A 23,721-nucleotide genomic window follows, 5' to 3' on the forward strand; every position below is an offset into this window, starting at 1 on the left:
ACTTCACGCTCTCAGCGTGATGTTGTCGTTTCTGAGATTTAATCAGATAACGTGGAAATTGACCGACACCGCGGCTAAGCCGCCTGCCAAAGCCAGACAAGACGGCAGCAACAGATAGTGACGCAGGCGATGGTGAAACAGCATCACCACGGTCAGCAGCAACGCCACAATCATCACCACTCGCCATTGACTGAAACTCGGTTCCCATAACGCAAAAATCGGCATCGCCGCGCAGGGTAATAACACGCCCCAACCGCTATCCAGACGTTTACCCATTACCCAGCTCACGCCCCATAGTCCGCAGGCGGCTATTATCGCCATGATCATCGCGCAACCCTCAAATGATAAATATTCGCATTATCATATGACAATATTTCTCATCTTGCAGCGAATTTTTGTCGCAAGCCATGCCGGATGACAGAATTACTGGAAAATGCTAAATTGCCGCCGATAACAATATCGCTAACACAACAATAACGTGCTCTCTATCCGGGTAGGTAAACTATTACTTGCGGGTAGCGCTTTGATATATCAGGGCTGTCACGAGAATAATAATGAAATTACAATCTTATGATGAGTTGAAACAGAGTAAATATCGGCTGTCGCTGATGCTCTTTCTGTTTCTTAATGTCGCCGTTTCACTTTTTTGCCTGCTGCCGATTTTAGGCAGCGATAGCCCAATACGCTCGCTGCCGGTGGACGTTGTAGCGGGCTTCAGCTCCACGCTGCTGGTTATTTGCTTAATGGCGTCAAAACAAAAATTACCGCTATTAAATCCTGTGGCTTTTATTTTGGGTGCGCTGTGGGCGTGGCATATTAACCACAGATATCATCTGGTTTACTATTTTGATGGCAGCTTTTTAATTATCAGCCTGTTAAGCGTGTTCTTTATCAGTGCCATTGCGCTGAGTGATTATTTGATTGCATTCTGTTTACACATCACGCCGCCGGTATTAACCGTGCTGTTATTGGATGATGGTCAGCATTTAATGATGATCTTATTCACCATTACGCTGCCATTAATCGGCTTTTCACTGCACCATTTAATGCGTCGTCGCTTCGATACTTTTACCCGTCGGCTGGTGAGCCAGCTGTACGAGGAAAAAGAGAGCTTCAGCGATTTGAGCATGCTCGATCCGCTTACCGGCCTGTACAACCGCCGTGGATTGAAGAATCGCCTTGATACCATTATGGAAAACCACGCCGGCAGCCACTTTGTGCTGCTGCTGGATATCGACCACTTCAAAGCCTACAACGACAATTACGGCCATGCGATGGGCGATCAGGCGCTGGCGCGCGTGTCCGTGGCGATCCGCGACGCGGTACGTTCGCGCGATGTGGTCACACGCTACGGCGGCGAAGAGTTTCTGGTGCTGATGACCAATGTGAATGCTTCAATTGCGATGAAACTGGCTGAACGCATTCGTCAGTACGTGGTGGATTTAGAAATTCCGCACCGCTTCAATGAGAAAGTCTCGACGCACGTCACCATCAGCGCTGGCATCGCGCCCATCTTTGCTGACGATTTTGACCAGGCAGTCGCTAATGCTGATCGCGCGCTGTATGTGGCGAAAAATCAGGGACGTAACACTATTCTGGCGTGGGAGGATTTGCCGAAATTGACGCAGGCGAGTAATGAACTGATATAAGGTCTCGTCATTACCAAACGCACACCTCGTCGCGGCGCAATTTATTGCGCGATAAAACGTGCCGCGACGAAATGTGCGTTAACAGACGCATGTGCAGAAATGTTGTTCAAAATGCTGGGAACGATTATCATTTGTCTCTCGATTCCCGTTATCACTCAGGACCGGCATGGCCATCATCACGCGTCAGGATCATCGCTTCAGCGAGCATCCACTGATCTTTATGCAGAGCGATCGCAGTTTAGCGAGCGCACTGGAAGATCTGATGCGCGATCAACGCAGCTACATGCTGGATAACCTCAAGCTTGGCCAGCCGGCACCCGCCGGGACGTTAACTCTGGCTGAATGGTCCAATCCGCTTCACTATCGCCGCCTGACGCAGCGCTACAGCGATTATCTCTATCGCGATCATCCTGATGTGCAGCAGGAAGCTAAGCCGCTGCAATCGCTGTGGGCGCAGTGGTATTTTGGCCTGCTGCTGCCACCGCTGATGATGGCGTTATTGCAGGAACCGCGTGCGCTGAACTGCTCGCCGCATCTGATTCACGTTGAGTTCCACGAAAACGGCCATCCGTGCGCTTTCTGGCTGGATGTGCAGGAAGATGAGGATGCGCGCTACCTCAATGCCCAGCAGCGTATCGATCGCCTGATTCAGCAATGCCTGATTCCGGCGGTTAACGGCATGACGCAGCACGGTGATATCAATGCGAAGCTTATCTGGAACAACATGGGCTTTTCGTTTTACTGGTTCCTTGGTGAATTGAAAAACCAGTTGCCAGAAGAGAAGATTTTGCAGCTGGAACAGGCGCTATTTTTCAGCAAATCCCTGCTCGATGGCAGCGATAATCCGCTGTATCGCACCATGATCCCGCGTAATGGCGAAATGGAACGACGCAGCTGCTGCCAGCGCTATCGTATCCCCGATGTAGAACGTTGCGGTAACTGCACGTTAAAAGCGGTGTAGCACCCGCGCATTCTGTTACAGATTCTCCTTTTCTCCCGTTTACACTTTTCCAGGCTTATGGCATTTTTTCGGCTCTGTTTTTACCGGAGATAACAATGAGCCTGGAGTCGGTACGGCACTTCTTTGCCGAACATGCACCGGATATCGACATCATCGAGATGCCGGAAAGCACCGCCACCGTTGAGCTGGCCGCACGCGTTCATGGCGTTCAGCCTGGGCAAATCGCCAAAACCCTGTCGCTGAAAGTGAAAGATGCCATCGTGCTGATCGTTACGCGCGGCGATGCGCGTCTCGACAACCGCAAGCTGAAAGCTGCGCTCGGCGCCAAGGCGCGCATGTTAAGCGTGGATGAGGTGGTGAACTGGACCGGACATCCGGTCGGCGGCGTTTGCCCGTTCGGGCTGGAAAATCCGCTTACCGTCTATTGCGATGTGTCGCTGCGCAGCTTTGATGAAGTGCTGCCCGCAGCCGGATCGATTCATAGCGCGGTGCGCATTTCGCCGCAGCGCATGGCGGAACTCACCGCGGCGAAATGGGTTGACGTCTGCGAGACGCTTTAAGACGACTCGCGCGCGGCGGCACCGGAGATTTCGATGCCGCGCGTCTCGCGACCAAAGGCCACTAACACGCAAATCAGCACCGCCACCGTTCCGGCGACAATCGCCATACCCAAACCATAATTGCCGCCGTGCGCCTCGGCGATACGCGACTGCAGCGTTGCATTCACGGAGGCGATCAAATTCCCCAACTGATAGACAAAGCCCGGCAGCACCGCGCGCGCATTGGCGGGCACCAGTTCGGTGAGATAGGTCGGCACCACGCCCCACGCGCCCTGCACCATAAACTGCATCAGGAACGCGCCGATACCGATCATCCATGAACCGCTGGAGAAGGCCCACAGCGGCAACACCGGCAGCGCGAGGAATGACGCCAGAATAATCGCGCGCTTACGGCCAATGCGCTCGGAGAGTGCACCAAAGGTAATGCCGCCCAGCATCGCCGCGATGTTGTAGCTGATGGCAATGATGCTGACGGTGTGCGGATCAAACTGATGCTGCACTTTCAGGAAGGTGGGATAGAGATCCTGCGTACCGTGGCTGAAGAAGTTAAAGCAGGCCATCAGCAGCACCATATAGATACAGATTTTCCAGTGCTGGCGGATAATCGGCAGCAGCGCATTGCTCTCTTTCCGCTCGCGCGCCGCCAGCCACACCGGCGATTCCGGCACTTTGAAGTAGATAAACGGCAGCAGCAGAATCGGCAACGCGCCAATCAGGAACATGCCGCGCCAGCCGACCGTTTCGAAGAACAAACCAAAAATCACCGACGCCAGCAGATAGCCGCACGGATAACCAGCCTGGAAGATGCCGGACATCAAGCCGCGCGAGCGATCCGGAATGGTTTCCAGCGCCAGCGACGACGCCACGCCCCAAATCCCCCCCATCGCCACGCCGTAAATCACGCGGAAACCGAGGAACGCCGTGAAGGTGGGCGACCACGCCGAAAGCAGCTCAAACGCCGAGAACATCACGATATTGAGCATCAAAATCGGTCGGCGGCCGTACTTCTCCGCCAGCCGACCAAACAATAGCGCGCCGATCGGACGCACGGCGAGCGTGAGCATGATGGCAAGAGAAACATCGGAGACGCTGGTATGGAAATATTGGGCAAGATCGCTGAGGACAAACACTAAGATGAAGAAGTCGAACGCATCCAGCGTCCAGCTCGCGAAACTGGCAAAAGCCACGTTGCGCTGGGTCGCAGTCCAGTTGAACATGTTGGTATCCTGTCTGATGAGCTTCCGGTTCGTTGGCCGGATTTATAGTAGAAGTTACCGCGCGAATAATTTCACGGGTTACTAATTTGTTAACTATTTGTATATAGCATGTCAGAAAGGCGGGCTGTGGCGGGAATTGTCAGCGAGTGATGCGCGGTGTAAAAAAACATGTCATTGATGGAGGCAATATCCTGTAGCGGCGCGTTTTATCGCGCCGTTACGGCAGGTGCAGTCGAGGGTTTTATAACTGATTAAATGCCTTTTCGATCATATCAAGCAGCAGCGCATTATTAACGGTTTGAATCACATGCACCAAGGCGCCGGTCTGCGGTGGCACGCCAATATCCAGGCGCAGCGGCGTGCGATAACGCCAGCTTTTGCCGCGCGTGGCGCCAGGTCGCAGCTCAATATCCACATGATAATCCACGCCGTCGGCGACACGCTGATTCAGCAGCCACGCCACCACCAGCGCATCATGTATCCAGCAACCTGGCAGATGACGGGTGCGGATCGAATAATCGATCCACGGCCGTAACGTCTCGCGCACAAACTGCGGCAACGGATGATCGTTAGCGGTCAGCCGCGTGAGATCCTGCTGCGTCATCAGAGTTTGCGTGGTGGCGTCCATCGGTACCAGCGTGATGGCAGCACCGCTGTGCAGCACCTGATGCGCGGCTTCCGGATCGAGGCCAAAATTGGTGTCTTTGATGTAATCATCCAGCGCGAACACGCCGCCCATAATCACAATCTCTGCCACCGATTCAGCCATCTCTGGATAACGCTGCAGTGCCAGCGCCACGTTGGTCAACGGGCCAATGGCTACCAGCGTAAACTCGCCGGGATTGTCACAAATCAGTTGGCCCATGACGCCAGCCGCATCATGTCCATCCGCCGGAATACGCTGCGGTTGACGAACACCGCGCCACAGTTCACCGAGCTTTTCATCAGCAACGTGGTCAAGACGCGCACGCCACGGCGCAGGATCTTCACGCAGCGCCTGCAGCGCGCCCTGCACCACCGGAATGTTGCGTCCCAGCCGCTGCAGCAGATCTTTCGCGACCTGCGCACCCACCGCGCTCGGCGTGTTGCCGGTCACAGTGGTAATCAGTTCCAGCGACAGTGACTTTGAGGCCAATGCTAACGCCAGCGCGAGGCCGTCGTCGGTGTTGGCGCCCGCTATACCGTTTCCCGGATCACAATCAATAATCAATCTTTTCATAGTGTTATAATTTTATTCTTGTTGAGTAAGCTGGCAGCCACAGGACTCACCGATTTCTAAATGGTGAGGAAATTCCGCCAGCTTCGCGTCGCCATCCCAATTTTTGAGCATAGCAATCGCACTGCGCGCCATATCGCGCAGCGGCTGACGTACGGTGGTGAGCGTCGGCACATGAAACGCCGACTGATCGGTACCGTTAAAACACACCAGCGCGACATCCTGCGGCACGCGCAGTCCATGCTCCGACAGCGCACGAATGCAGCCAATCGCCTGGCCTTCATTACTGGTAAACAGCGCGCGCGGCACACGACCGCTGGCCACCATGCGCTGCGCGGCGTCGTAACCGCCCTGCCGCGTGTAGCTGGCAGGGAAAATCATTGCCTCATCTGCCAGCAACCCTTTCTGCGCCAGCGCATCGCGCCAGCCGTGAATACGGTCCTGCGCGTTAAGCATGTCCAGTGGACCGCTGATCATGCCCACCTGCTGATAACCGTGGCTGAGCAGATGCGCGGTCACCTGGCACGCCGCTTCGCGCTCATTGACGCGCAGCATGCCAACGCCTGGACGCGGCTCAATGCGATCCAGCATCACCAGCGGCGTACCGCTGGCCTGAATCACATCGATGTAGGGATGGCGATCGACGCTGTTGTAAAACAGGCCATCAACCTGACGATTTAACAGGCCCTGAATAATCTCCAGCTCGCGTTTGCGATCGTCGCCGGCATCCCCCAACAGCATGACGTGGCCGTGATTCATCGACTCCTGCAACAGCATGTGCGCCATCGAGGCAACAAAGGGATTGCCGATGTTTGGCACCACTAAACCAAAGGTTTTAGTGCTGCCCGAAGCCAGCGCGCGCGCTACCGCGTTGGGGCGATAGCCGGTCTGTTTGATCGCCTCCAGCACGCGCTGACGCGTGGCTTCTGCCACCGGACGCGGGCCGTTATTGATCACGTAACTGACCACCGCCACCGAGGTGCCGGCGATTTTTGCCACGTCCGTGCGCGTTACGTTTCCGGTTGGAGATTTCGCCATTCCTTTGCCCCTGCGTAAATGCCATTGGCCGGAATATCCGGCCAATGGGGGTTGTGATTTACGCGATCCTGCTGGTCAGATGGCATCTTCCGGCAGATTGAGATCGCGTCCGCGCGTTTCCGGCGCCACGAAAGTGGTGAGAAAACCGATGCTGGCCATCGCCGTGAAGTAAACCGCGATCGGCCACCAGTGTCCGGTAAACGACAGCAGCGCCGCCGCCACTAATGGTGCGGTGCCTCCTGAAAGGATAGACCCCAGCTCTTTCGCTACCGCCATCTTGGTATAACGACGCTTCACGCCAAACATCTCGACGCCCCACGCTGCCTGCACGCCGAAAATACCCAGCGATGCCAGCGCCATGCCGACCACAATCACCGCGATGACAATCGTCGGGTCGCGGCTGTCCATCAGGCTAAAGGCGGGCCAGGCGTAGAACATCAGCAATAAGCAGAAGCAACGATAGGTTATACGGCGACCAAAGCGATCCGACAGCCAACCGGCAAACGGAATAATCACGAAGCCAAGTAACGAGGCGATGAACACCGCGGTGGTGGGCACCGACTTATCGATCATTAGCACTTTGGCGACGTAACCGACGATAAAGCCCTGCGCCAGATAAGAAGGGCCGTTTTCGCCGATGCGTAAACCCACCATGGTCCAGAAGGCCCGGGTGCGACGCCAGAAACTGCGCGTATCCACTTCTGCTTTCGCCTGCGCCAGCGTGGCGTTTCGTTCGGCCTGCAATTCCGCCTGCTGGCGTTCAAACACCGGCGTTTCTCGCAGATGACGACGAATCCACAACGCCACCACCGCAATCAGTACGCTGCTGAGGAACGGAATACGCCAGCCCCACGCCAGCAAGCTCTCTTTGTCCATCTGGATCACCGCCAGCCAAACCAGCGAGGCGATCAGCGTGCCGCTGTTCGAGCCCAGCGCAATCACCGATGAGACCAAACCACGACGCTCAACCGGCGCGTATTCGCCCAGCATCACTGTGCCGCCGGACAACTCTGCGCCCGCCCCCAAACCCTGGGTAAAGCGCAGCAGCACCAGACACGCCGGTGCCCAAACGCCAATGCTGGCATAGGAGGGAATCAAACCGATTAATGTAGTGGAGGCGCCCATCAGAATGATGGTCGAGATCATCACCGTTTTGCGGCCTTTACGATCGCCGATCCAGCCGAACAGCAAGGCACCAATCGGGCGGGCAATAAAGCCAACCGACCAGGTGGCAAAACTCGAGAGCAAGGCGATAGTCGGCGTGGCTTCGGGGAAGAAGACATCACCAAAGATAATGCCGGCAGCGAGGCCATACAGCGCAAAATCCGCATATTCCATCGCGGTGCCGAGCCAGCACGAGAAGGTGGCGCGCCAGAAATCTTTGCGGCCGGATGATGTTTCAAGCCGCGCGTCGGCAGCTGAGGAGGATGTCAGTGAGCTTTGTTGCGAAACCGTCATAACCCAATCCCTGAATGAGGTAAAAACAGCAAACGCCCTTCCGTGGGTCAGTTCCCTTGCAACAAGCGGAACTCCCCGGTGGCGACGTTCAGTAGGCAAACCTGGATGAAAAATCAGTAATGAATTCCCTGGTGTTGGAATCCGCTTCTTCGCCTGTTCCCGCCGATGTAATTTTCATCGATCGCATTAGTAAGGCAAATGTAACTGGGTCATCTCAAGGCCAACTTCGTCTCTGGCACCGTGAGTTATCACTATGGGCATAGTCTATCTACGCGCGTAGATAAATCAAGCAAAAATAGTGACATTTATTAGATAAACTTCACTATAACTCATGAGCACAAGATAAAAGAGGCGTTAATTCATGACATTACATCTAATGCGCGTATGCAAGAAATGTCTGATTACAACGTAATTAACGATTATTGCTTACCATTTAACGGCGCATACTGCATCTTCATCGCGCTGGTTTTCGCACAGTTCAGTTAAAGTTTAATGACACACCCGCAATATTCTTAAATGCCGTCACCGGTGCGCGACTGACTCAGCGTCTGCATTACACTGGAGAAAGATCACTCAGGAGCGCTATGACCATTATTCTTATGCGACACGGTAAACCCAATCATCCGATCACGGGGCGCTTCACGGCTCGGGCGCTGGCCGACTGGTGTGAAGGTTACGATCAGGCTGATATTTGCGACTCCCCGCCGCCGCGCAGTCAGACCATTGCGCGCCTCGCGAGTGTGATCGCCACCAGCCCGCTGCCGCGCGCCCGTTCGTCATTAACGCGTCTCGGTTTACAGCCGCACGCGGTGGATGAGGTTTTTAGCGAAGTGGCGATACCGACGTTGCCGTTTGAACGCTTGCATCTGCCGCTCAACGTCTGGCTGGCGCTATTACGCTTGTTGTGGCTGTGCGGCTATGCCGGCCATGTCGAATCGGTGCAGCATGCGCGTGAACGTGCCCGTCTGGCGGCGGATAAACTGGTGGTGCTGTCGCAGCAAGGCACGGTGTTATTGGTTGGGCACGGCATCATGAATAAGCTGATTGCGCGCGAGTTACGCAAGCGCGGCTGGCAGGCCGAAAAACATGCCAGCAGCCGCCACTGGAGCAGTGCGATTTATCATCGCCCGTTTATTTAAGGTTTGAGCTGAAAGTAACTCAGCACTTCACAACCGGTACCGGCCTGCGGCGTGGCAATCACTTTCATCTGCTGCAGATCAATCAGGCTGAGCGAACCGTCGCCCTCATTAGCAATCAGCAAGCTGTGATTATCCTCACTGAAGCAGCCATCCATCGGCTTGTTGCCAACATGAATATCGCCGAGCGGATTGAGCAGCTCGTCAAACAGCGTCACCACCGGCTCCTGATCGCCAATCGCCACCAGCCGCTCGCCGTTGGCACTGAAGCGCACCACCTGACACGGTTGCTGGTGGCCCGGCAACGTCAGGCGCTGGCGGATGCGATGGCTTTGCCGATCCACCACATACAGCAGCGGCGCATCGGCGGCGCTCGCCACCAGATAAGGATGTTTCGGCGAGGCGGCGATGCCGGAAATCGGGCCGGGCATCAGAATATTGTCAATAATCCGCCCTTCCGCCTCACACAGATCCACTACGGTAATGCTGGCGTCCTCTTCATTCTCGGTGAACAACTTGCGACCGCTGGGCGACAAAGTGAGTCGGTGCGCATTGTGCGAAGGCAGCTGAATGGTTTTCTCCACGCGATCGCTAACGGGATCAATCACTGCCACCACCGCGCTGTTTTCACAGCAGAGATAAACTTTACCGTCTCGTCCCAGCTGGCCGCTGTGCGGTGCTTTTAACGGCGACAGATCGATAAAACCGCTGATCTGCCGTAGGCGCAGATCGATGATCGCCACTTTGCGCCCGGGATGCGGATTGTCGCCGTGAATGCCGTCGCCGTAGATCGGCACGTAAGCTTTCTCCAGCTGCGGCAGCATCAGAAGCTCGTGTGGACGCGGCGGAAAGGCATTTAACTCTTGTTCAACGGCAAAGGTTTCGGGATTGAGAAACAGCACGCGATTGCCCTGCTTATCGACCGCCAGTAATCCACGGTTGTGTCGCTGCATAGTGTCTCCTTTTGTTCGTCACCTCCTTTAAGCGTAGCCAACCCGCAATCAGGAGGGGATTTTCCCGGCAGACCAGCGAAAAATGTAGCGAGGTTAACACGTGATCTCACACGCAATTTTTAATCCGCCCCGCGACTTACGCCACGCCATTGTTATTTTATTAGGAATATTCTCAATGAGATAAAATAGAATAATCAACAATCCACGCGGTTATTTATCGTTAATTTAAAGCTTAACGGATCCTTGATTTTCCGGTTTATCTGAAAGGATCAAAAAGTGATAGCCGCGCCGCACAGAATGTTTTATTAAGCATAGGAGAGTACTTTTTACACACAGCCTAAAGGACAATCAAGAGCGCTCAGCGCCGCGATTCAGGGACGCCTTGCCAGCATAATCACAATAATCAGGTGCATCATGAATAAAAAACGCCTTCAGCCAGCGTTAACCCTCTGGCATAACTGGAAAAGACTCGCTTTTACCAGCCAGACTTTCCTGCAGAAAAAACAGCATAATGCGCTCTGTGCGCCGGAATACGATCCCAGCCAGGAGGACAATATCGTGTTACTTTCTGGCGAAAAAGATCTGCCAGAGATTCCAAAGAAAGTCTGGATGTATTGGGATAATGAATATTTACCGAAATCAATGGCGTTAAATATTAAAAAGATTCGTCAGGATAATCCCGATCATGAAATTCATTTATTAAATCGTTTAACGATAAAAGAAGTTTTACCGGATTTTATCTTTACCTCGACCCAATTAACCGCCCAACAACGCAGCGAAGTGATTCGTCTGGAATTACTGTTGCGTTATGGCGGCATTGCCATTGATTGCAGCACTTTATTATTTGAAGATCTCTCCTGGGTACATCGCGCGCATCAGGAACGTCGCATGGATGTGATTGGTTATTATCACGAAAACGCCACCGTCAACTATCTCGCGCCGGTGATTGAGAGCTGGTTCCTGGCGGCAACCGCCAATAATCCCTTTATCCGCGAGTGGCAAAAACATTACGCGCCGATCAAACATCTCGGCGAACAGAATTACTTCAGTGAATTAACCAAGCGCGATGATTATTCCCTGCTGACGCAGAAAATTGCGCAGCCGCAGCAGCAATTAGGTTCTCTGGCGCAGCAGATCGCCATGCGCGAACATCGCCGGGTGAATCTCTATCTGCGTAAATGCGAGGCGAACGCTTATTACTATCAGCGTTTAAGCGGCTGGAAAAGCGAGGCGTTTGCCCACGCGGTGCTGTTTCACCAGCGTCCACTCACGCCGCCACCGGTGATTAAACTCAGCGGCAATGAGCAGTTGCATCTCGACTTCAACCTGCGGCTCGGCAACTACAACCGCGGCAGTTTGTTGGGTCAGATGATGCAAACGCCTGCGCCGATCGCGCTGGCATCACCCATCAACAAAGCGCGCGCGTAACCAGTGAATTAAGGTGGTTACCGCCCGTGGTACCTGTGCGGCATACGGGCGCACCACCCACAACCGGTCGGCGAACGCATCCACCGCTTGCCACTGCGGCAGCACCTGCTGCAGCGTGCCGCTGGCGAGTGCCGCGCTGGCACTGAAATCCGGCAGCATCGCAATGCCCAAACCCTGCAATGCGGCATCGCGGATCGACTCGCTGTTGTTGGTGGCAAAGTTGCCCTGAATCTTCACCTGCACGGTTTCGCTGCCGCCGTCCGCTAATCGAAAGCGCCACTGCGGCGATTCGAGTCCGCGCGGATAATAAAGACAATTATGCTGCTGCAACGCCTGCGGTGAATCCGGCAGGCCGTTTTGCGCCAGATATGCCGGCGACGCCACCAGCAGCGCGCGGGTTTCACACAGCGGCAGCGCAACATGGGTTTCAGGCAGGCTATCACTGTGGCGAATCGCCAGATCAAAGCCTTCACTGCCGAGCGACACCAGACGATCGGTGACATCCAGCTGCAAGCGCACCTGCGGATAGTCGCGCAGGAAATCGCCAATGATCGGCACCAGTTGCTGACGCGCAAACGCCACCGGCGCTGTGACGCGCACCATGCCACGCACTGGACCGGCTTCATCGCGCACGCTGAAAAAGCTCTGCGCGATACTCGCGAAGGGATCGCGCAGCTCATCCACCAGCTTTTCACCGGCGGAAGTCAGTCGCACGCTGCGCGTGGTGCGCTGTACCAACGCCACGCCCGCCATCTTTTCCAGCTCTTTAATCTTCTGACTCATCGCCGCTTTGCTGACGTCTAATCGTTCCGCCGCGCGCGTAAAACTGCCGAGCTCAGCCAGCACGGTTAACCAGTGCAAATGGACCCAAAGGTTATCGGTTTTAATTTCTTTCATATCGATTGTTCAAAATAATAAATAATCAATTCAACCAGCGCGCTTTTTCTTTCCGGCAGCAAGCGGCAGCATAGCGCCACATCCTACTCTTTTCATGTGAGCAAAAACGAGGTTTTATTTATGCCGTTACTGACATTCGACGTTATTCAGGGCCGTTCAGAATCAGAAATCCGCACATTGCTGGATGCCGCACACCGTGCGGTCTTAACCGCCTTCAAAGTCCCGGCGCGCGATCGTTATCAGATTGTTCACGAAAACAAAGGTTATCAGATGGTCTTTCAGGATACCGGCTTGGGCTTTGCGCGAACCGACAATCTGGTCATGGTGCGCGTGTATACCAGCCCAAGAAGTGAAGAGCAGAAGTGCCTGTTTATGGCAGAGTTAGCACGCGAGCTGCTGGAAAATTGTGGCGTACAGGGCACGGATTTGATGATTAGTTTTATCACCAACAGTAAAGGCGACTGGAGCTTTGCCGACGGCGAAGCGCAATACCTCACTGGAAAACTCTGATACCCTTCTCTGCCCTCACTGGCAGCAGTCCGTCCGTTGCTGCCAGGCTAAACCACAGTCAGCCTGAACCCGCCTTAAACGAATCGGAATGCATCGCACAAATCTGGTTGGATGTGTTGCAGCCATGTGACACCCAATATAGATTGTCGCAAAATCCCCGCAGAGGGTCGTTGGCGCAAGGATTGCGTATTCATTCAAAATGAGGATCTGACGTTGTCCGAATTGGTTTCGGTAGTACTCTTTTTGGCTGCGATTGCAGTCTACTCCTTCAAAGCCGGGCGAAATAAATTTTGGTTTAGTCTGATCCTGCTGCTGCTCACGCTGTTTATCGTGCTTAACGTCACGCTGGTCGCCAGCAACTATTTTACCGGCGATGGCATTAATGACGCGGTGCTGTATACCCTGACCAACAGCCTGACCGGCGCGGGCGTGAGCAAATATGTGGTGCCCGCCATCGGACTGATCATCGCGTTGTTCTCGCTATTTTGCCTGCTTTCATGGTTATTGCGCCGCCGTAAGCGGCCGCACCACCTCGGCTGGAGTTTGCTGGCGATTGCCTGTGCTGCGGGTTCGGTACAAACCACGCCTGCGTTCCGCCAGGTGAAAGAGCTGATCGCCTCACATTCGCGCCTCGCCGATTCGGACTTCGAAACCTATTACAAAACGCCTAATAAGGTGATCGCCGAGCCAAAGCTCAACCTGGTCTACATTTATGGCGAAAGTCTTGAACGGACCTACTTCGATCAGCAGGCATTTCCCGGTCTGGCCCCGGAACTCAGCCGCGAAAAAGATAACAGCATCGATTTCAGCCAAACCGAACAATTGCCTGGCACTGATTACACCATCGCGGGGATGGTGGCTTCACAGTGCGGCATCCCGCTGTTTGCGCCTTTTGATGGCAACGCCTCGGCCTCGCTCTCCAGCTTCTATCCGCAGAATATTTGTCTGGGCGACATTCTTAAAAACTCTGGCTATGAGAACTGGTTTATTCAGGGTGCCGATTTACGCTTCGCCGGTAAAGACACTTTTCTGCTGTCACATGGCTTTGATGCGGCCAATATGTATGGCTCGCAGGAGCTGAAAAGTCGCGTCGCCGATCCCGGCTATCGTAATAACTGGGGCTACTACGATGACACGGTGATGGACGAGGTGTTTGAGAAATATGAAGAGCTATCGCGCGCGCAAAAACGCTTCGCATTGTTCACTCTCACCGTCGACACCCATCACCCGGATGGTTTTATCTCGCGCAGCTGCCAGCGCAAAAGCTACAGCTATGATGGCAAACCAAACCAATCCTTTAGCGCGGTCGCCTGCTCGCAGGAGCATGTGGCGCGTCTGATTGAACGCATCAAAGCGTCGCCGTGGTTTAAAAACACCATCATCGTGGTGACCTCCGATCATCTGGCGATGAATAACACCGCGCATCGATACCTGATCAAGCAGCCGCGCCGTGACCTGTTTATGGTGATTCGTGGCGATCAGCCTCAGGCGGAAGTGCTCGACGCCAAACGCAGTACGCTGGATAACGGCGCCACGGTGCTGGATATTCTCGGCGGGGATAACGCGATTGGACTTGGTCGCAGCGGCCTCTCTTCCACCTCGCTGTCAACCGAGTTTGAAGACATGGCGAAGCGCGTCACGGCGTGGAAAGCGGATATCATTCAACTGTGGAATTTCCCCAGTAAGATGGACAGCTTTACCGTCGATCAACAAAAAAACACCTTCAGCTTCTCCGGCGCAACCTTCAAATTGCCGATTCTGTTCCGCGTCTCCGATAAGCATGTTGAACCGCTGCCCGAAGGCGAATACGCGGAGCCACTGCGTTATCAGCTGGCTAAATTTGCTGCCGACGACAAATTCGTTTGGGTTGATCGCTGCTTTAAAATGGCGCGCCTGTGGCAGCCAGATTTAGCTCTGTCGAACGATTTGTGTGTTTCGATGGGACAGATGGGCGCCAAACCCAGCGTTACCCGCATTGATAAACCGCAGTGGAAAGCGAAAGTCAGCTTCCCCAAAGCCGAAGTGAGTGCGGCAACCTTCCAGCTCAACGAGCAGCAGATTCGGATTGAAGACAACGCGATTCGCTACAACGCGGACAGCTTCCTGTTATCAGTGCCTGGCGCGCCAACCAGCGTCAAAAGTTTTAAAGGGATATCTCGCCCGGAAGAGTGGGGACGCTGGTCAAATGCCAATCTGGCCCCGGAAGTGAATATTGAGTACACCGATCCGCTGCCGGAACGCTTTGATGTGGTGATCACCGCGCGGGCGTTCGGTCCGAATGCGCACCGTCCGATTCCGGTGCGCGTTGGCGATGAAGAGCAGCAACTGAATTTAGGTGAAGATTTCTCCACCACCACGCTGCATTTCACCAATCCAACCGGCAGCCGCAATTTGATCATTGCGCCGCCGGAGCCGCAGGAGTCGAATGTCGGCAATATTATCGGCCAGGATCCCCGCAAACTGGGGATCGGCATGGTGGATATAAAAATAATTCCGCAAAACTAACGTAGGGTGCGCAGCGCCTCCAGCTTTTCGCGTTGCGTCCCCTCCGCCGTAAAGTTCTCTGCCGCCAGCCAGCTTTCGAAGCCCTGTTTCACCTGCGGCCAATCGCTATCAATAATCGAGAACCAGCAGGTATCCCGGCTGCGGCCTTTATAGACAATCGCCTGACGGAAAGTCCCTTCGAACTGAAACCCTAAACGCTGTGCCGCGTTTCGTGATGGCTGATTGCAGCTGTCACACTTCCACTCATAGCGCCGGTAGCCCAGTTGCTCAAAGGCGTAGCGCATCAGCAGATAGTGCGCTTCAGTAGCCATGCGCGTTTGTTTGAGCAACGGCGAGAAGGCGACGTGGCCGATCTCCACCGATCCGTTTGTCGCATCGATGCGCATTAACGCCAGGCTACCGACCGCGCGGTTGCTAACGGGATCGATCACCGCGAAATGCATCGGATCACGCCCGTTTTCCAGCTGACGCGCATAGGCAACATAGGCCGCTTCATCGGCAAAAGGTTCGGCGAACATATAGGTCCAGTCACGGCCATCTTCAGCCAGCGCATAGGCTGCATAGAGTTCGCGGCCATGACGCTCGGCACTCAGCGGTTCAAGGCGGCAATAGTCACCGGTGAAGGTTTCATAGCTCGGCCAGGCGCGGGGTTGCCAATCTGGCAGCGGAAATCCTACCGGTTGTCCGTAATCATTCGTGTGTTGCGACATAGCTTAATTCCTTTATCAGTCAGGGCCAGAATCGCAGAGTGCCACTTTGCTGGTGTGTTAAAAAGCGCCACAATGGTTGAAATTGATGGATCCACGGAACCGCGTAAATGAGTGATATTGCACTGCATCGATTATTATTGGCCCCGCTAGAGACCAACGGCGAGCTGACGCTGCAACAGCAGCTGTTCCAGCGTATCAAGCAGGCGATTCTGAGCGGCAAACTCGCTGCCGGTACGCGTTTGCCCGCAACACGCCAGCTGGCGCTGGATCTCGCGGTTTCACGCAATACGGTGATCGCCGTTTGGGCGCAACTGCAGGCTGAAGGATTTTTGCTGAGCGATCGCCAGGGCAGTCGCATCAGCAATATGGCGCAGCTACCGCAGGAAACTCAGCCGCCCGCCAGCAGCGAAATTGTCTTGTCACCACGCATCGCTCAGTTGCGATCCAGCCATCGCACATTGAGTCAGGAGATGGCGCTGCGGCCCGGCGTTCCTTTGTTGGCACATTTCCCGTTGGCTCAGTGGCGACGGGCGCTGAACCGCGTGATGCTGCATCAGCCGCAGCAACTGCTGGGCTATGGCGATCCGCTCGGCGAACGCACGCTACGCGCCGCGCTGGCGCAGCATCTGGCATTAGCGCGCGGCGTGCGCTGTACGCCCGAACAAATCGTAATTACCGAAGGCGCGCAGCAGGCATTAACGCTGTGCGTGGCGCTGCTCAGCAGCCCTGGCGACATCGGTTGGGTGGAGGAGCCGGGATATCGCGGGGCGAAAGCGGCGATGCGGCTGGGAGATATGCGTATTGAACCGATAGCGGTCGATGCACAAGGTCTGGCGCCGCAGCCGCAGGACTGGCAGCAGCGTCCGCCGCGCCTGATTTACACCACGCCAACGCACCAATATCCCACCGGCGCAATCATGAGCGCACCGCGTCGTCTGGCGCTGCTGGCGGCCGCGCGACAACAGCAAACGTGGATTATCGAAGATGATTACGACAGCGATTTTCGTTACAGCGGCGAGCCAATCGCCGCCATGCAAGGCATGACGCAACCAACGCCGGTGATCTACGTCGGCTCGTTCAGCAAAACGCTGTTTCCGGCGCTACGGCTCGGGTTTATGGTATTGCCGCCGCAGCTGGTCTCGCCGCTGCGCCCTGCGCTGCATGAACTGCTGCGCGGCGGGAATCGTCCTGAGCAGCAGGCGCTGGCGCTGTTTTTACGCAGCGGTGATTTTAGCCGTCATCTGAGCAAAATGCGCCGTCTGTACCGCCAACGGCAGGCGACGTTGCGACAGGCATTACAGCAAACGTTTGGCACACAGGTTCCGTTGCTGGGCGGCGAATGCGGCATGCATCTGGTGTTATCACTGGCTGCGGATCAAAACGATATGGCATTGGTGGATCGGCTGATCCAGAGTGGCTACGCGCCGGGCGCGCTGTCGGGATTTTATCTCGGGGAGCAGAAGCAACAAGGGCTGGTGCTGGGTTACGGTAACACCAGCACCAGCCAGATTACGGCGGGCGTCGCGCAGTTAGCGCGTCTGCTGCGGGGGAATTAACCGCGGAAGAAGATTTCGCCTGATTTGCCCATCACGATCTTACCGGTGTCATCGGTGATCAGGATGTAGTTGGCATTGATGTACGCCCAGTGCGTGCCTGGCTGCGGCGCTGGCAGATGGCGTGGCTTCCACTCAACAATGGTGTACTGTTTTTTACGGTACTCATCTGGCACCACATCGCCCACTTTGTACTCTTTGTAGTCGATGATGATGGTGTTCAGATCGTAGTTGTTTGGCGCTGCCGCATTGCCGCTTTGCGGTGGACGAATCGGCGCGACATCGCCGCTGGATTCAGCCGGTTCATTGCTGGCAGGCGCATCAGCGGCCGGCGCCTGAGCAGGCGCATCAGCGGCGGGTGCCTGGGTTTGCGCGTCGGGTGCGGTTTGCTGCACCTGTGGCGGCATGGGTACGGCGTCTGTTTGCTCGCCTTCCGCCAGCGCGGCCGGAGCAAGGCTTAAAGCGCCCAGAAAAATTCCTGCAGAAAGAAGATTGACGTGTGTCCTGCGCATGGGTGATTTCCACTCTGGTTAATTATTAACTGTCCATTTAACTGACACGTTAAGCACGCAGAAGGTTCCCCCGGCGCGCTTAGCGCGTCAAATTTCGCTGCTCAGCATACCTCAGCTCAGGCGCTTTTTGGCGCAGTAAAATTGCAAGCAACCATGTTAGTTTTTGTCGTGCGCTTTATTTGCCAGATCCATCAATAACGCGATGCCCAGATAGTTACTCCAGTTAAACGCGTTCTGCAGCACCACAATCGCATTGCCGTTCTGTTTATCAAAGCCAATAAAGCTGGAGTAACCGCCGATATAGCCAACCTGATAGGTAATCTGCTGATCGCCGTAGGTATCCGTAACCCAGGCGATATTTTGTGACTGATTGCCGTGCTGTTCGTAGCCGTGATTGACCTGCGCAAACGCCGCATTGAGCGAAGCGCCCGCGCCGTCATGCAGGTGCGCATCCAGATAGCGAATCAAATCGCGCGCGTTGCTGTAGAGGCTGGCGGCCGCCACCATATTGTTTTTAAACGCCCAGTCCGGCGTGATTTGCCCGCGAGGAATCAGCTTAGGCTGATCGCCGGCATGACCGAGCGCACGCCACGGATAGCCGCGCAGGCTCTGCGGCTTGAAGCTGCTGCTGGTCATGCCCAGCGGCTGGAACAGATTACGCTGCGCCAGCGTTTCGATGTCCTGATGGAAGCGATATTTAAGGATGTAGCCCAACAGCGCATAGCCGAGATTGGAATAGCGCGCGCCAGGATGCGCGGGCGCGTCAAAGTCGGCCAGATAATCCAGCACGGCGTCGCTGTCGAGGTTGCCATAAAAGTTCTCTCCGCTACGCAGATAGCCCATAAATTTCATGAACATCGGCAAATCCATATCCTGACGCGGCAAGCCCGAGGTGTGCGTCACCAGCTGCAACAGCGTGATGCGTTTGGCATCGGCGCTCAGCGGCACGTTGGGCGGCAAAAGCGTCGCTAAGGTGTCGTTCCAGTGCAGTTCACCGCGATCCACCAGCTCTATAATCACCTCCGCGGTGATGCCTTTACTCAGCGAGCCGAGCGCAAATAAAGTGTCTGGCGTAATGGGATAACGGTGCAGCGCATCGGTGACACCAAAACTGTAAAATTCAGGCTGGCTGCGTTGATGGATAATGGCGATGCTGATGCCAGAAACCTGCTTTTGCTGCATGTAATGGCGCACGATGTCATCCACGTTTTCATTAAAAGTCGCGTGTGAAAGATAGACTTTATCGCTAACGGGCGCGGAGGTTTGCGACAAGGTGCCGCAGGCGCTGAGCAATACGCTCATGCCCAGCACAATGATGCATATTGTTAAACGATGGCACAGCACCCGTTTATTCCTGGCGAAGGTAATCATGGCAATGGATTGAGCGAATTTTTATGTTTTATAAAGGGTGCGACGGGTGTTGGTGGCGAAATATAGCACAGAAGAAAGTCAGCGCCACCTGCCAAAAACAGGTGGCGGCGGGGATTATTGATTAACGGGAATAACCGATCCTTTATAGTGCTGGTTAATAAATTCAGCAGTTTGCTTTGACTCCAGATCTTTCGCTAGTTCCAGAATACGCGGATCGTGCGCCAGTTTCGGCGTAGTGACCAGCACGTTGGCATATGGATTATCTTTCGCCTGTTCCAGCGCCAGCGCATCCTTCGACGGCACTAAACCAGCCTGCAACGCGTAGTTGCCATTGATGATCGCCAATTGCGCATCATCCAGCGCGCGCGGCAGCTGCGGCGCTTCCACTTCGATAATCTTCAGATGGTGCGGGTTGTCAGTAATGTCTGCGGAAGTCACCAGCGTGTTGGCGCTGCTGCTTTTCAGTTTGATCAAACCATTGGCCTGCAACAGATAAAGTGCGCGGCTCAGATTGGTGACATTATTCGGTACCGCCACCTGCGCGCCATCAGGCAGATCTTTCAGTGATTTCACTTTGTGCGAGTAGATGCCAAGTGGCTCAATATGCACGGTGGCGACCACAGAAAATTTCTCGCCCAGCGCTTTTTCCTGATCGCGCAGATAAGGCACATGCTGGAAGTAGTTGGCATCCACGTCACCGCGCGCCAGCAGTTCGTTGGCGTTGAGGTTGCCGTTGAGTTCAATCACTTTGAGATCGAGTTTCTTGTCGCTCTGTTTGATGTGGTTGAGGATTTCGCTGTGCGGTACGGCATCGGCCGCCACGCGCAGCGCGGCCGCCGAGGCGTAAGTGCTGAACACCGAAACCATCGCCAACGCGGCTATCACCTTTTTATTCATCTGCTTCCCTTAGTTTCTTATGATTTAACGCGATTGAGAGTGTCAGCGTAATAACGCTGCGCCACGTCGCGATGCGATCGCAAACGTCCTTTGAGATAGTTCCAGCCCACTTCACGCAGCAGCGGATTGCTGGGATCGCTGGTCGGTCCGCGCGCTTCTGCCGCCAGCTGCGGCGGTAATTGATACAGCGGCACTTCGGCGTCGAGCTGCGCGCCGAGGAAGAAAGCGATGGAGATGCGCTGCTGTTTTGCCGGCGGCGACACCACGCGATGCACGGTGGCGCGCAGATAACCGTTGGTGGCGATCTCCAGCAGTTCGCCGATGTTCACCACAAAAGCGCCCGGTTTCGGCAGCGCATCGATCCACTGATCTGGCGTGACTTCAACCTGCAATCCGCGTTGATCGTCCTGCAACAGAAAGGTCAGAAAGCCGGAATCCTTATGCGCGCCGACACCTTGCTGGCTAGCAGTGGCATCCTGACCAGGATAGCGAATCAGCTTCACATGTTCGTTGGGGTGCGTGCCGTACAGCGCGTCAAACGCGTCCGGCGGCAGCGACAGAGATTTGGCGAAGGCGCGCAGTAAACGCAGCGCCACGTCAGTCATCGCCTGCTGCCACGCGTGGATCACCGGACGCAGCTGCGGTAGCGCCTGCGGCCACAAATTGGGCCCTTGCAGCTGCTTCCACGCCGGATCGTCTGGTTGCAACGTCAGGGCGGCCCGTTCTGCACCGATATCAAATTGCTCACGCTGATCGCGCTGCTCACGGGTGTATTCCACGCCCGCGCGGTTGTAGCCGCGAAAATGCGGTGAATGGATCATCGAAACGCGCTGCTTCTCTTCATCTGGCAAGGCAAAGAACGCGCGCGTGATGCTTTGCACGTTCTGCAGCAGCTGCGGATTGATGCCATGATTCACCAGATAGAAGAAGCCGACGTCTCGCGCGGTTTCGCGCAGCTCGGCGAGGTATTGCGCCTGTTCCGCATCCGGCAGTTCCAGCAGGGCTAAATCCAGTACCGGCAATGTGCTGGCCATACTTTTGCATCCTTCGTGCAGAAAAATTCTGCCTTTACGCTGCCATCTGCTGACAAATGCAGCCAATACTGTTGCGCGATAAGTTATGGCGAATCATTTTTAGGAGAGGTTCAGCAATCGATATGCAAAAAGCGATAAATCGCGCCCGCTTCCCGCTATAATCGCCGCCAATTAACTTTGGGCATGGCCCATCAATGAACAGCAGGAGACGCCGTATGAACCAGGGTCCGTTAACCGAAAAAGAGCTCAACTGGCTTGAAGATATGCTGGAGAAATACGGCAACGAACACTCGGTGGTGGATACCGCTGAGCTGGACGGCATGCTGACGGCGTTGCTCTCAGGCCCGAACGACATCGAACCGAGCGAATGGCTGGTGGCGATGTGGGGCGGCAAAAAGCACATTCCAAAGTGGTCGAATGAGCGTGAGATGGATCGCTTTATGACGCTGACCTTCCAGCATCTGAACGACATCGCCGAGCGTCTGGCCGAGTTCCCGGAGCAGTTTGATCCGCTGTTTGGCACCCAAGAGATGGAAGGCCAGGAATTCACCGTGGTGGAAGATTGGTGCTATGGCTATTTGCGCGGCGTGGCGCTGGATGCGGACTGGTCGCTGCTGCCAGAATCACTGCAGCCGATGATGGAGGCGATTGCCTTGCACGGCAGCGAAGATCATCTGGCGAAGCGCGAAGCCTTCACCCCGGAAGAGTTTGAAGCCAGCATCGAGGCGATTCGCCCCGCGGCGCTGGAGCTGCATGAATACTGGCAGGAACAGCGCATGGCACAGCCCGATCCTGAACCTCAACTGCCGCACTTTGCCGGCGAGAAAACCGGCCGTAACGATCCTTGCCCGTGCGGCAGCGGTAAAAAATATAAGCAGTGCTGCGGTAAATAATATTTGCACCTTCCGTAGCGGCGCAATTTATTGCGCGTCCCTGGCCTTTTAATCGCGCCGCTACCGATATGTGCGGTTTTTATCAGGGAGCCGGTTTCACCTCGGTCACCCAGGTTGGCAACTGCCATGCGCCGCCCGCACGAATCGCGCGGCACATGCCGGTGGTGGCATCGCTGCTCTGCTCAAACGCTTTGCCATCCCACACCCACGCCGCTGTACTCCAGCAATCGCCGATGCCGCGCCCTTTCTGCGCTTCTGAGATCACACCTTCACTGTAATCAGAGCCGGAATCCGTCACCAGCTGCGGCGTGCCCTGCAATGCTTTATCGATCAGCCAATAGCCATAACCTTCGTTATACGCTCCGCGCCAGCACAGCGCGGCGATCAGCACATGCGCATCATCAACCGGCGTTAAGGTCAGCGGCTCCGCACCCTCTTCCGGCTGATCGTCGGACGGAGCCAGATTGTCGCAGCTGTCGTCGTCGGTGAGTGAGGCAATCAGCTTTGGCTTCAACAGCGCCAGCTCATCGGCCGTCAACGGACGCGCATCGGCCTTAGTCACTTTTACCTGCTGAATCACCGGCATCGCCATCGCTGCCGGTACGCTGCTTTCCGGCTTGTTGCCTTTGCGCACCAACGCGCCCGGCGTACTAAGACGACCTTGCGCATCATCCATCTTCAGCAGCACAGCAAATGCGCCATTGCTGGAGAGATCGAAAGGCTCATCACCACCGCGAAACTCCACTTTGCCGCTGCCTTTAATGCCGTTAATTAGCGCCTGGGTTTGTTCATCCGTCAGCGTCCATTCGTCGTTATCGGCTTTCGCCACGTCGCCCAGCGCACGGTCATCAATCCACAACGCTAAGTTGTTCACCACTTTAGAATCGTCATCGCCGGTATCGGCCAGCACCACGCGACCGTGCGTCACCGCATTGGGACCGCCCGCGCGCACCAGCAACACCGAGCCGCCCGCGCCCTCTTCGGCGCTGTAACCAGCGGCACGACAGGTCAGCGTGTTATCGCAGGCCAGTTCCCAGTCTTTGTGGCTAAAGGAGACGCCGTCTTGATCTGCCAACAGCGGCGCACTCAGGCTGGCAAGTAGCGACATCGCCAGCAGCAATCGGGTAATCATGCCATCTCTCCATAATGGTAAAGGTGGCTAGTGTGATGATTTTTGTGACGCGGGAGAAGTGAATTTTTAAGGTCACGTGGATGGCCAAGAA

At 55.3% G+C, this 23,721-nt stretch carries 22 protein-coding genes; 9 read left to right on the forward strand and 13 right to left on the reverse strand.

The annotated features are described in order from the left end of the window. Positions 1-42 precede the first annotated feature (42 nt). A complete protein-coding gene (locus tag ACVLVH_RS12865; RefSeq protein ID WP_110867479.1) occupies positions 43-327 on the reverse strand; it encodes a DUF1435 domain-containing protein in 285 nt (94 codons plus the stop codon). Between the two features lie 227 nt (positions 328-554). On the opposite strand from ACVLVH_RS12865, the gene ACVLVH_RS12870 reads away from it, so the two are divergent. The 3 genes from ACVLVH_RS12870 to ACVLVH_RS12880 all read left to right on the forward strand — a co-directional run bounded on the left by ACVLVH_RS12870 (position 555) and on the right by ACVLVH_RS12880 (position 3,170). After that, positions 555-1,649, forward strand: coding sequence for a GGDEF domain-containing protein (locus tag ACVLVH_RS12870; protein ID WP_210080903.1), 1,095 nt, complete (start codon positions 555-557; stop codon positions 1,647-1,649). Positions 1,650-1,815: 166 nt separating this feature from the next. Further along, positions 1,816-2,610: a siderophore-iron reductase FhuF gene (fhuF, locus tag ACVLVH_RS12875; protein ID WP_101762190.1), complete on the forward strand. Its 795-nt coding sequence runs from the start codon at positions 1,816-1,818 to the stop codon at positions 2,608-2,610. Between the two features lie 95 nt (positions 2,611-2,705). Then, positions 2,706-3,170 carry a YbaK/EbsC family protein gene (locus ACVLVH_RS12880; RefSeq protein ID WP_312462734.1) on the forward strand — a complete coding sequence of 155 codons (465 nt, stop codon included), beginning with the start codon at positions 2,706-2,708 and terminating at the stop codon, positions 3,168-3,170. Here the strand turns inward: ACVLVH_RS12880 and ACVLVH_RS12885 are convergent. From ACVLVH_RS12885 to ACVLVH_RS12900, 4 genes are all read right to left on the reverse strand, one after another. Then, complete coding sequence (locus ACVLVH_RS12885; RefSeq protein WP_101762192.1) at positions 3,167-4,387, reverse strand: MFS transporter; 1,221 nt, start codon at positions 4,385-4,387, stop codon at positions 3,167-3,169. The genes ACVLVH_RS12880 and ACVLVH_RS12885 overlap by 4 nt on opposite strands. A 241-nt stretch (positions 4,388-4,628) precedes the next feature. Further along, complete coding sequence (locus ACVLVH_RS12890) at positions 4,629-5,606, reverse strand: nucleoside hydrolase (RefSeq protein ID WP_192412440.1); 978 nt, start codon at positions 5,604-5,606, stop codon at positions 4,629-4,631. A gap of 12 nt (positions 5,607-5,618) precedes the next feature. Further along, positions 5,619-6,641, reverse strand: coding sequence for a LacI family DNA-binding transcriptional regulator (locus ACVLVH_RS12895; RefSeq protein ID WP_101762194.1), 1,023 nt, complete (start codon positions 6,639-6,641; stop codon positions 5,619-5,621). A 75-nt stretch (positions 6,642-6,716) separates the two neighbouring features. After that, positions 6,717-8,099: an MFS transporter gene (locus ACVLVH_RS12900; RefSeq protein WP_101762195.1), complete on the reverse strand. Its 1,383-nt coding sequence runs from the start codon at positions 8,097-8,099 to the stop codon at positions 6,717-6,719. 584 nt (positions 8,100-8,683) lie between these two features. Here ACVLVH_RS12900 and ACVLVH_RS12905 point away from each other — a divergent pair. Then, on the forward strand, positions 8,684-9,238 hold the full coding sequence (locus ACVLVH_RS12905; RefSeq protein ID WP_498949495.1) for a histidine phosphatase family protein: 555 nt from the start codon (positions 8,684-8,686) through the stop codon (positions 9,236-9,238). On the opposite strand, the gene ACVLVH_RS12910 is transcribed toward ACVLVH_RS12905, so the two are convergent. Then, positions 9,235-10,188 carry a YncE family protein gene (locus ACVLVH_RS12910; RefSeq protein WP_192412442.1) on the reverse strand — a complete coding sequence of 318 codons (954 nt, stop codon included), beginning with the start codon at positions 10,186-10,188 and terminating at the stop codon, positions 9,235-9,237. The genes ACVLVH_RS12905 and ACVLVH_RS12910 overlap by 4 nt on opposite strands. A 414-nt stretch (positions 10,189-10,602) precedes the next feature. On the opposite strand from ACVLVH_RS12910, the gene ACVLVH_RS12915 reads away from it, so the two are divergent. Then, positions 10,603-11,616, forward strand: a complete 1,014-nt coding sequence (locus ACVLVH_RS12915) for a glycosyltransferase family 32 protein (RefSeq protein WP_101762198.1) — start codon at positions 10,603-10,605, stop codon at positions 11,614-11,616. Here the strand turns inward: ACVLVH_RS12915 and ACVLVH_RS12920 are convergent. Next, on the reverse strand, positions 11,590-12,513 hold the full coding sequence (locus tag ACVLVH_RS12920; protein ID WP_192412446.1) for a LysR family transcriptional regulator: 924 nt from the start codon (positions 12,511-12,513) through the stop codon (positions 11,590-11,592). The two genes, ACVLVH_RS12915 and ACVLVH_RS12920, sit on opposite strands and share 27 nt — an antisense overlap. Before the next feature lie 120 nt (positions 12,514-12,633). On the opposite strand from ACVLVH_RS12920, the gene ACVLVH_RS12925 reads away from it, so the two are divergent. Continuing rightward, the gene (locus tag ACVLVH_RS12925; protein ID WP_101762200.1) at positions 12,634-13,023 is read left to right on the forward strand and encodes a tautomerase family protein; all 390 of its coding nucleotides are present in this window, start codon (positions 12,634-12,636) and stop codon (positions 13,021-13,023) included. Between the two features lie 213 nt (positions 13,024-13,236). Further along, on the forward strand, positions 13,237-15,528 hold the full coding sequence (gene opgB, locus ACVLVH_RS12930) for a phosphatidylglycerol--membrane-oligosaccharide glycerophosphotransferase (protein WP_192412448.1): 2,292 nt from the start codon (positions 13,237-13,239) through the stop codon (positions 15,526-15,528). On the opposite strand, the gene ACVLVH_RS12935 is transcribed toward opgB, so the two are convergent. Continuing rightward, entirely contained in the window at positions 15,525-16,238 is a 714-nt protein-coding gene (locus ACVLVH_RS12935) for a GNAT family N-acetyltransferase (protein ID WP_192412450.1), read from the reverse strand. The two genes, opgB and ACVLVH_RS12935, sit on opposite strands and share 4 nt — an antisense overlap. A gap of 107 nt (positions 16,239-16,345) precedes the next feature. Here ACVLVH_RS12935 and pdxR point away from each other — a divergent pair, with 107 nt between their 5' ends. Then, a complete protein-coding gene (gene pdxR / locus ACVLVH_RS12940) occupies positions 16,346-17,794 on the forward strand; it encodes a MocR-like pyridoxine biosynthesis transcription factor PdxR (protein WP_192412451.1) in 1,449 nt (482 codons plus the stop codon). Here pdxR and ACVLVH_RS12945 read toward each other — a convergent pair. The 4 genes from ACVLVH_RS12945 to ACVLVH_RS12960 form a co-directional block, all read right to left on the reverse strand. Continuing rightward, a complete protein-coding gene (locus ACVLVH_RS12945) occupies positions 17,791-18,303 on the reverse strand; it encodes an RcnB family protein (protein ID WP_192412452.1) in 513 nt (170 codons plus the stop codon). The genes pdxR and ACVLVH_RS12945 overlap by 4 nt on opposite strands. A 156-nt stretch (positions 18,304-18,459) precedes the next feature. Next, a complete protein-coding gene (locus ACVLVH_RS12950) occupies positions 18,460-19,605 on the reverse strand; it encodes a serine hydrolase domain-containing protein (protein ID WP_225614464.1) in 1,146 nt (381 codons plus the stop codon). Positions 19,606-19,788: 183 nt separating this feature from the next. After that, on the reverse strand, positions 19,789-20,571 hold the full coding sequence (locus ACVLVH_RS12955) for a MetQ/NlpA family ABC transporter substrate-binding protein (protein WP_101762205.1): 783 nt from the start codon (positions 20,569-20,571) through the stop codon (positions 19,789-19,791). 17 nt (positions 20,572-20,588) lie between these two features. Then, positions 20,589-21,605: an isopenicillin N synthase family dioxygenase gene (locus ACVLVH_RS12960; RefSeq protein ID WP_192412454.1), complete on the reverse strand. Its 1,017-nt coding sequence runs from the start codon at positions 21,603-21,605 to the stop codon at positions 20,589-20,591. Positions 21,606-21,820: 215 nt separating this feature from the next. Between ACVLVH_RS12960 and ACVLVH_RS12965 the strand changes: the two genes are divergently transcribed. Next, positions 21,821-22,498 carry a YecA/YgfB family protein gene (locus ACVLVH_RS12965; protein ID WP_176970789.1) on the forward strand — a complete coding sequence of 226 codons (678 nt, stop codon included), beginning with the start codon at positions 21,821-21,823 and terminating at the stop codon, positions 22,496-22,498. An 82-nt stretch (positions 22,499-22,580) separates the two neighbouring features. Here the strand turns inward: ACVLVH_RS12965 and ACVLVH_RS12970 are convergent, their stop codons facing one another. Beyond that, positions 22,581-23,630 (reverse strand): DUF1176 domain-containing protein, encoded by a 1,050-nt coding sequence (locus ACVLVH_RS12970; protein WP_192412455.1) that lies wholly within the window; start codon positions 23,628-23,630, stop codon positions 22,581-22,583. Positions 23,631-23,721 lie beyond the last annotated feature (91 nt).

The organism is Kluyvera sp. 1366, from assembly GCF_054823405.1.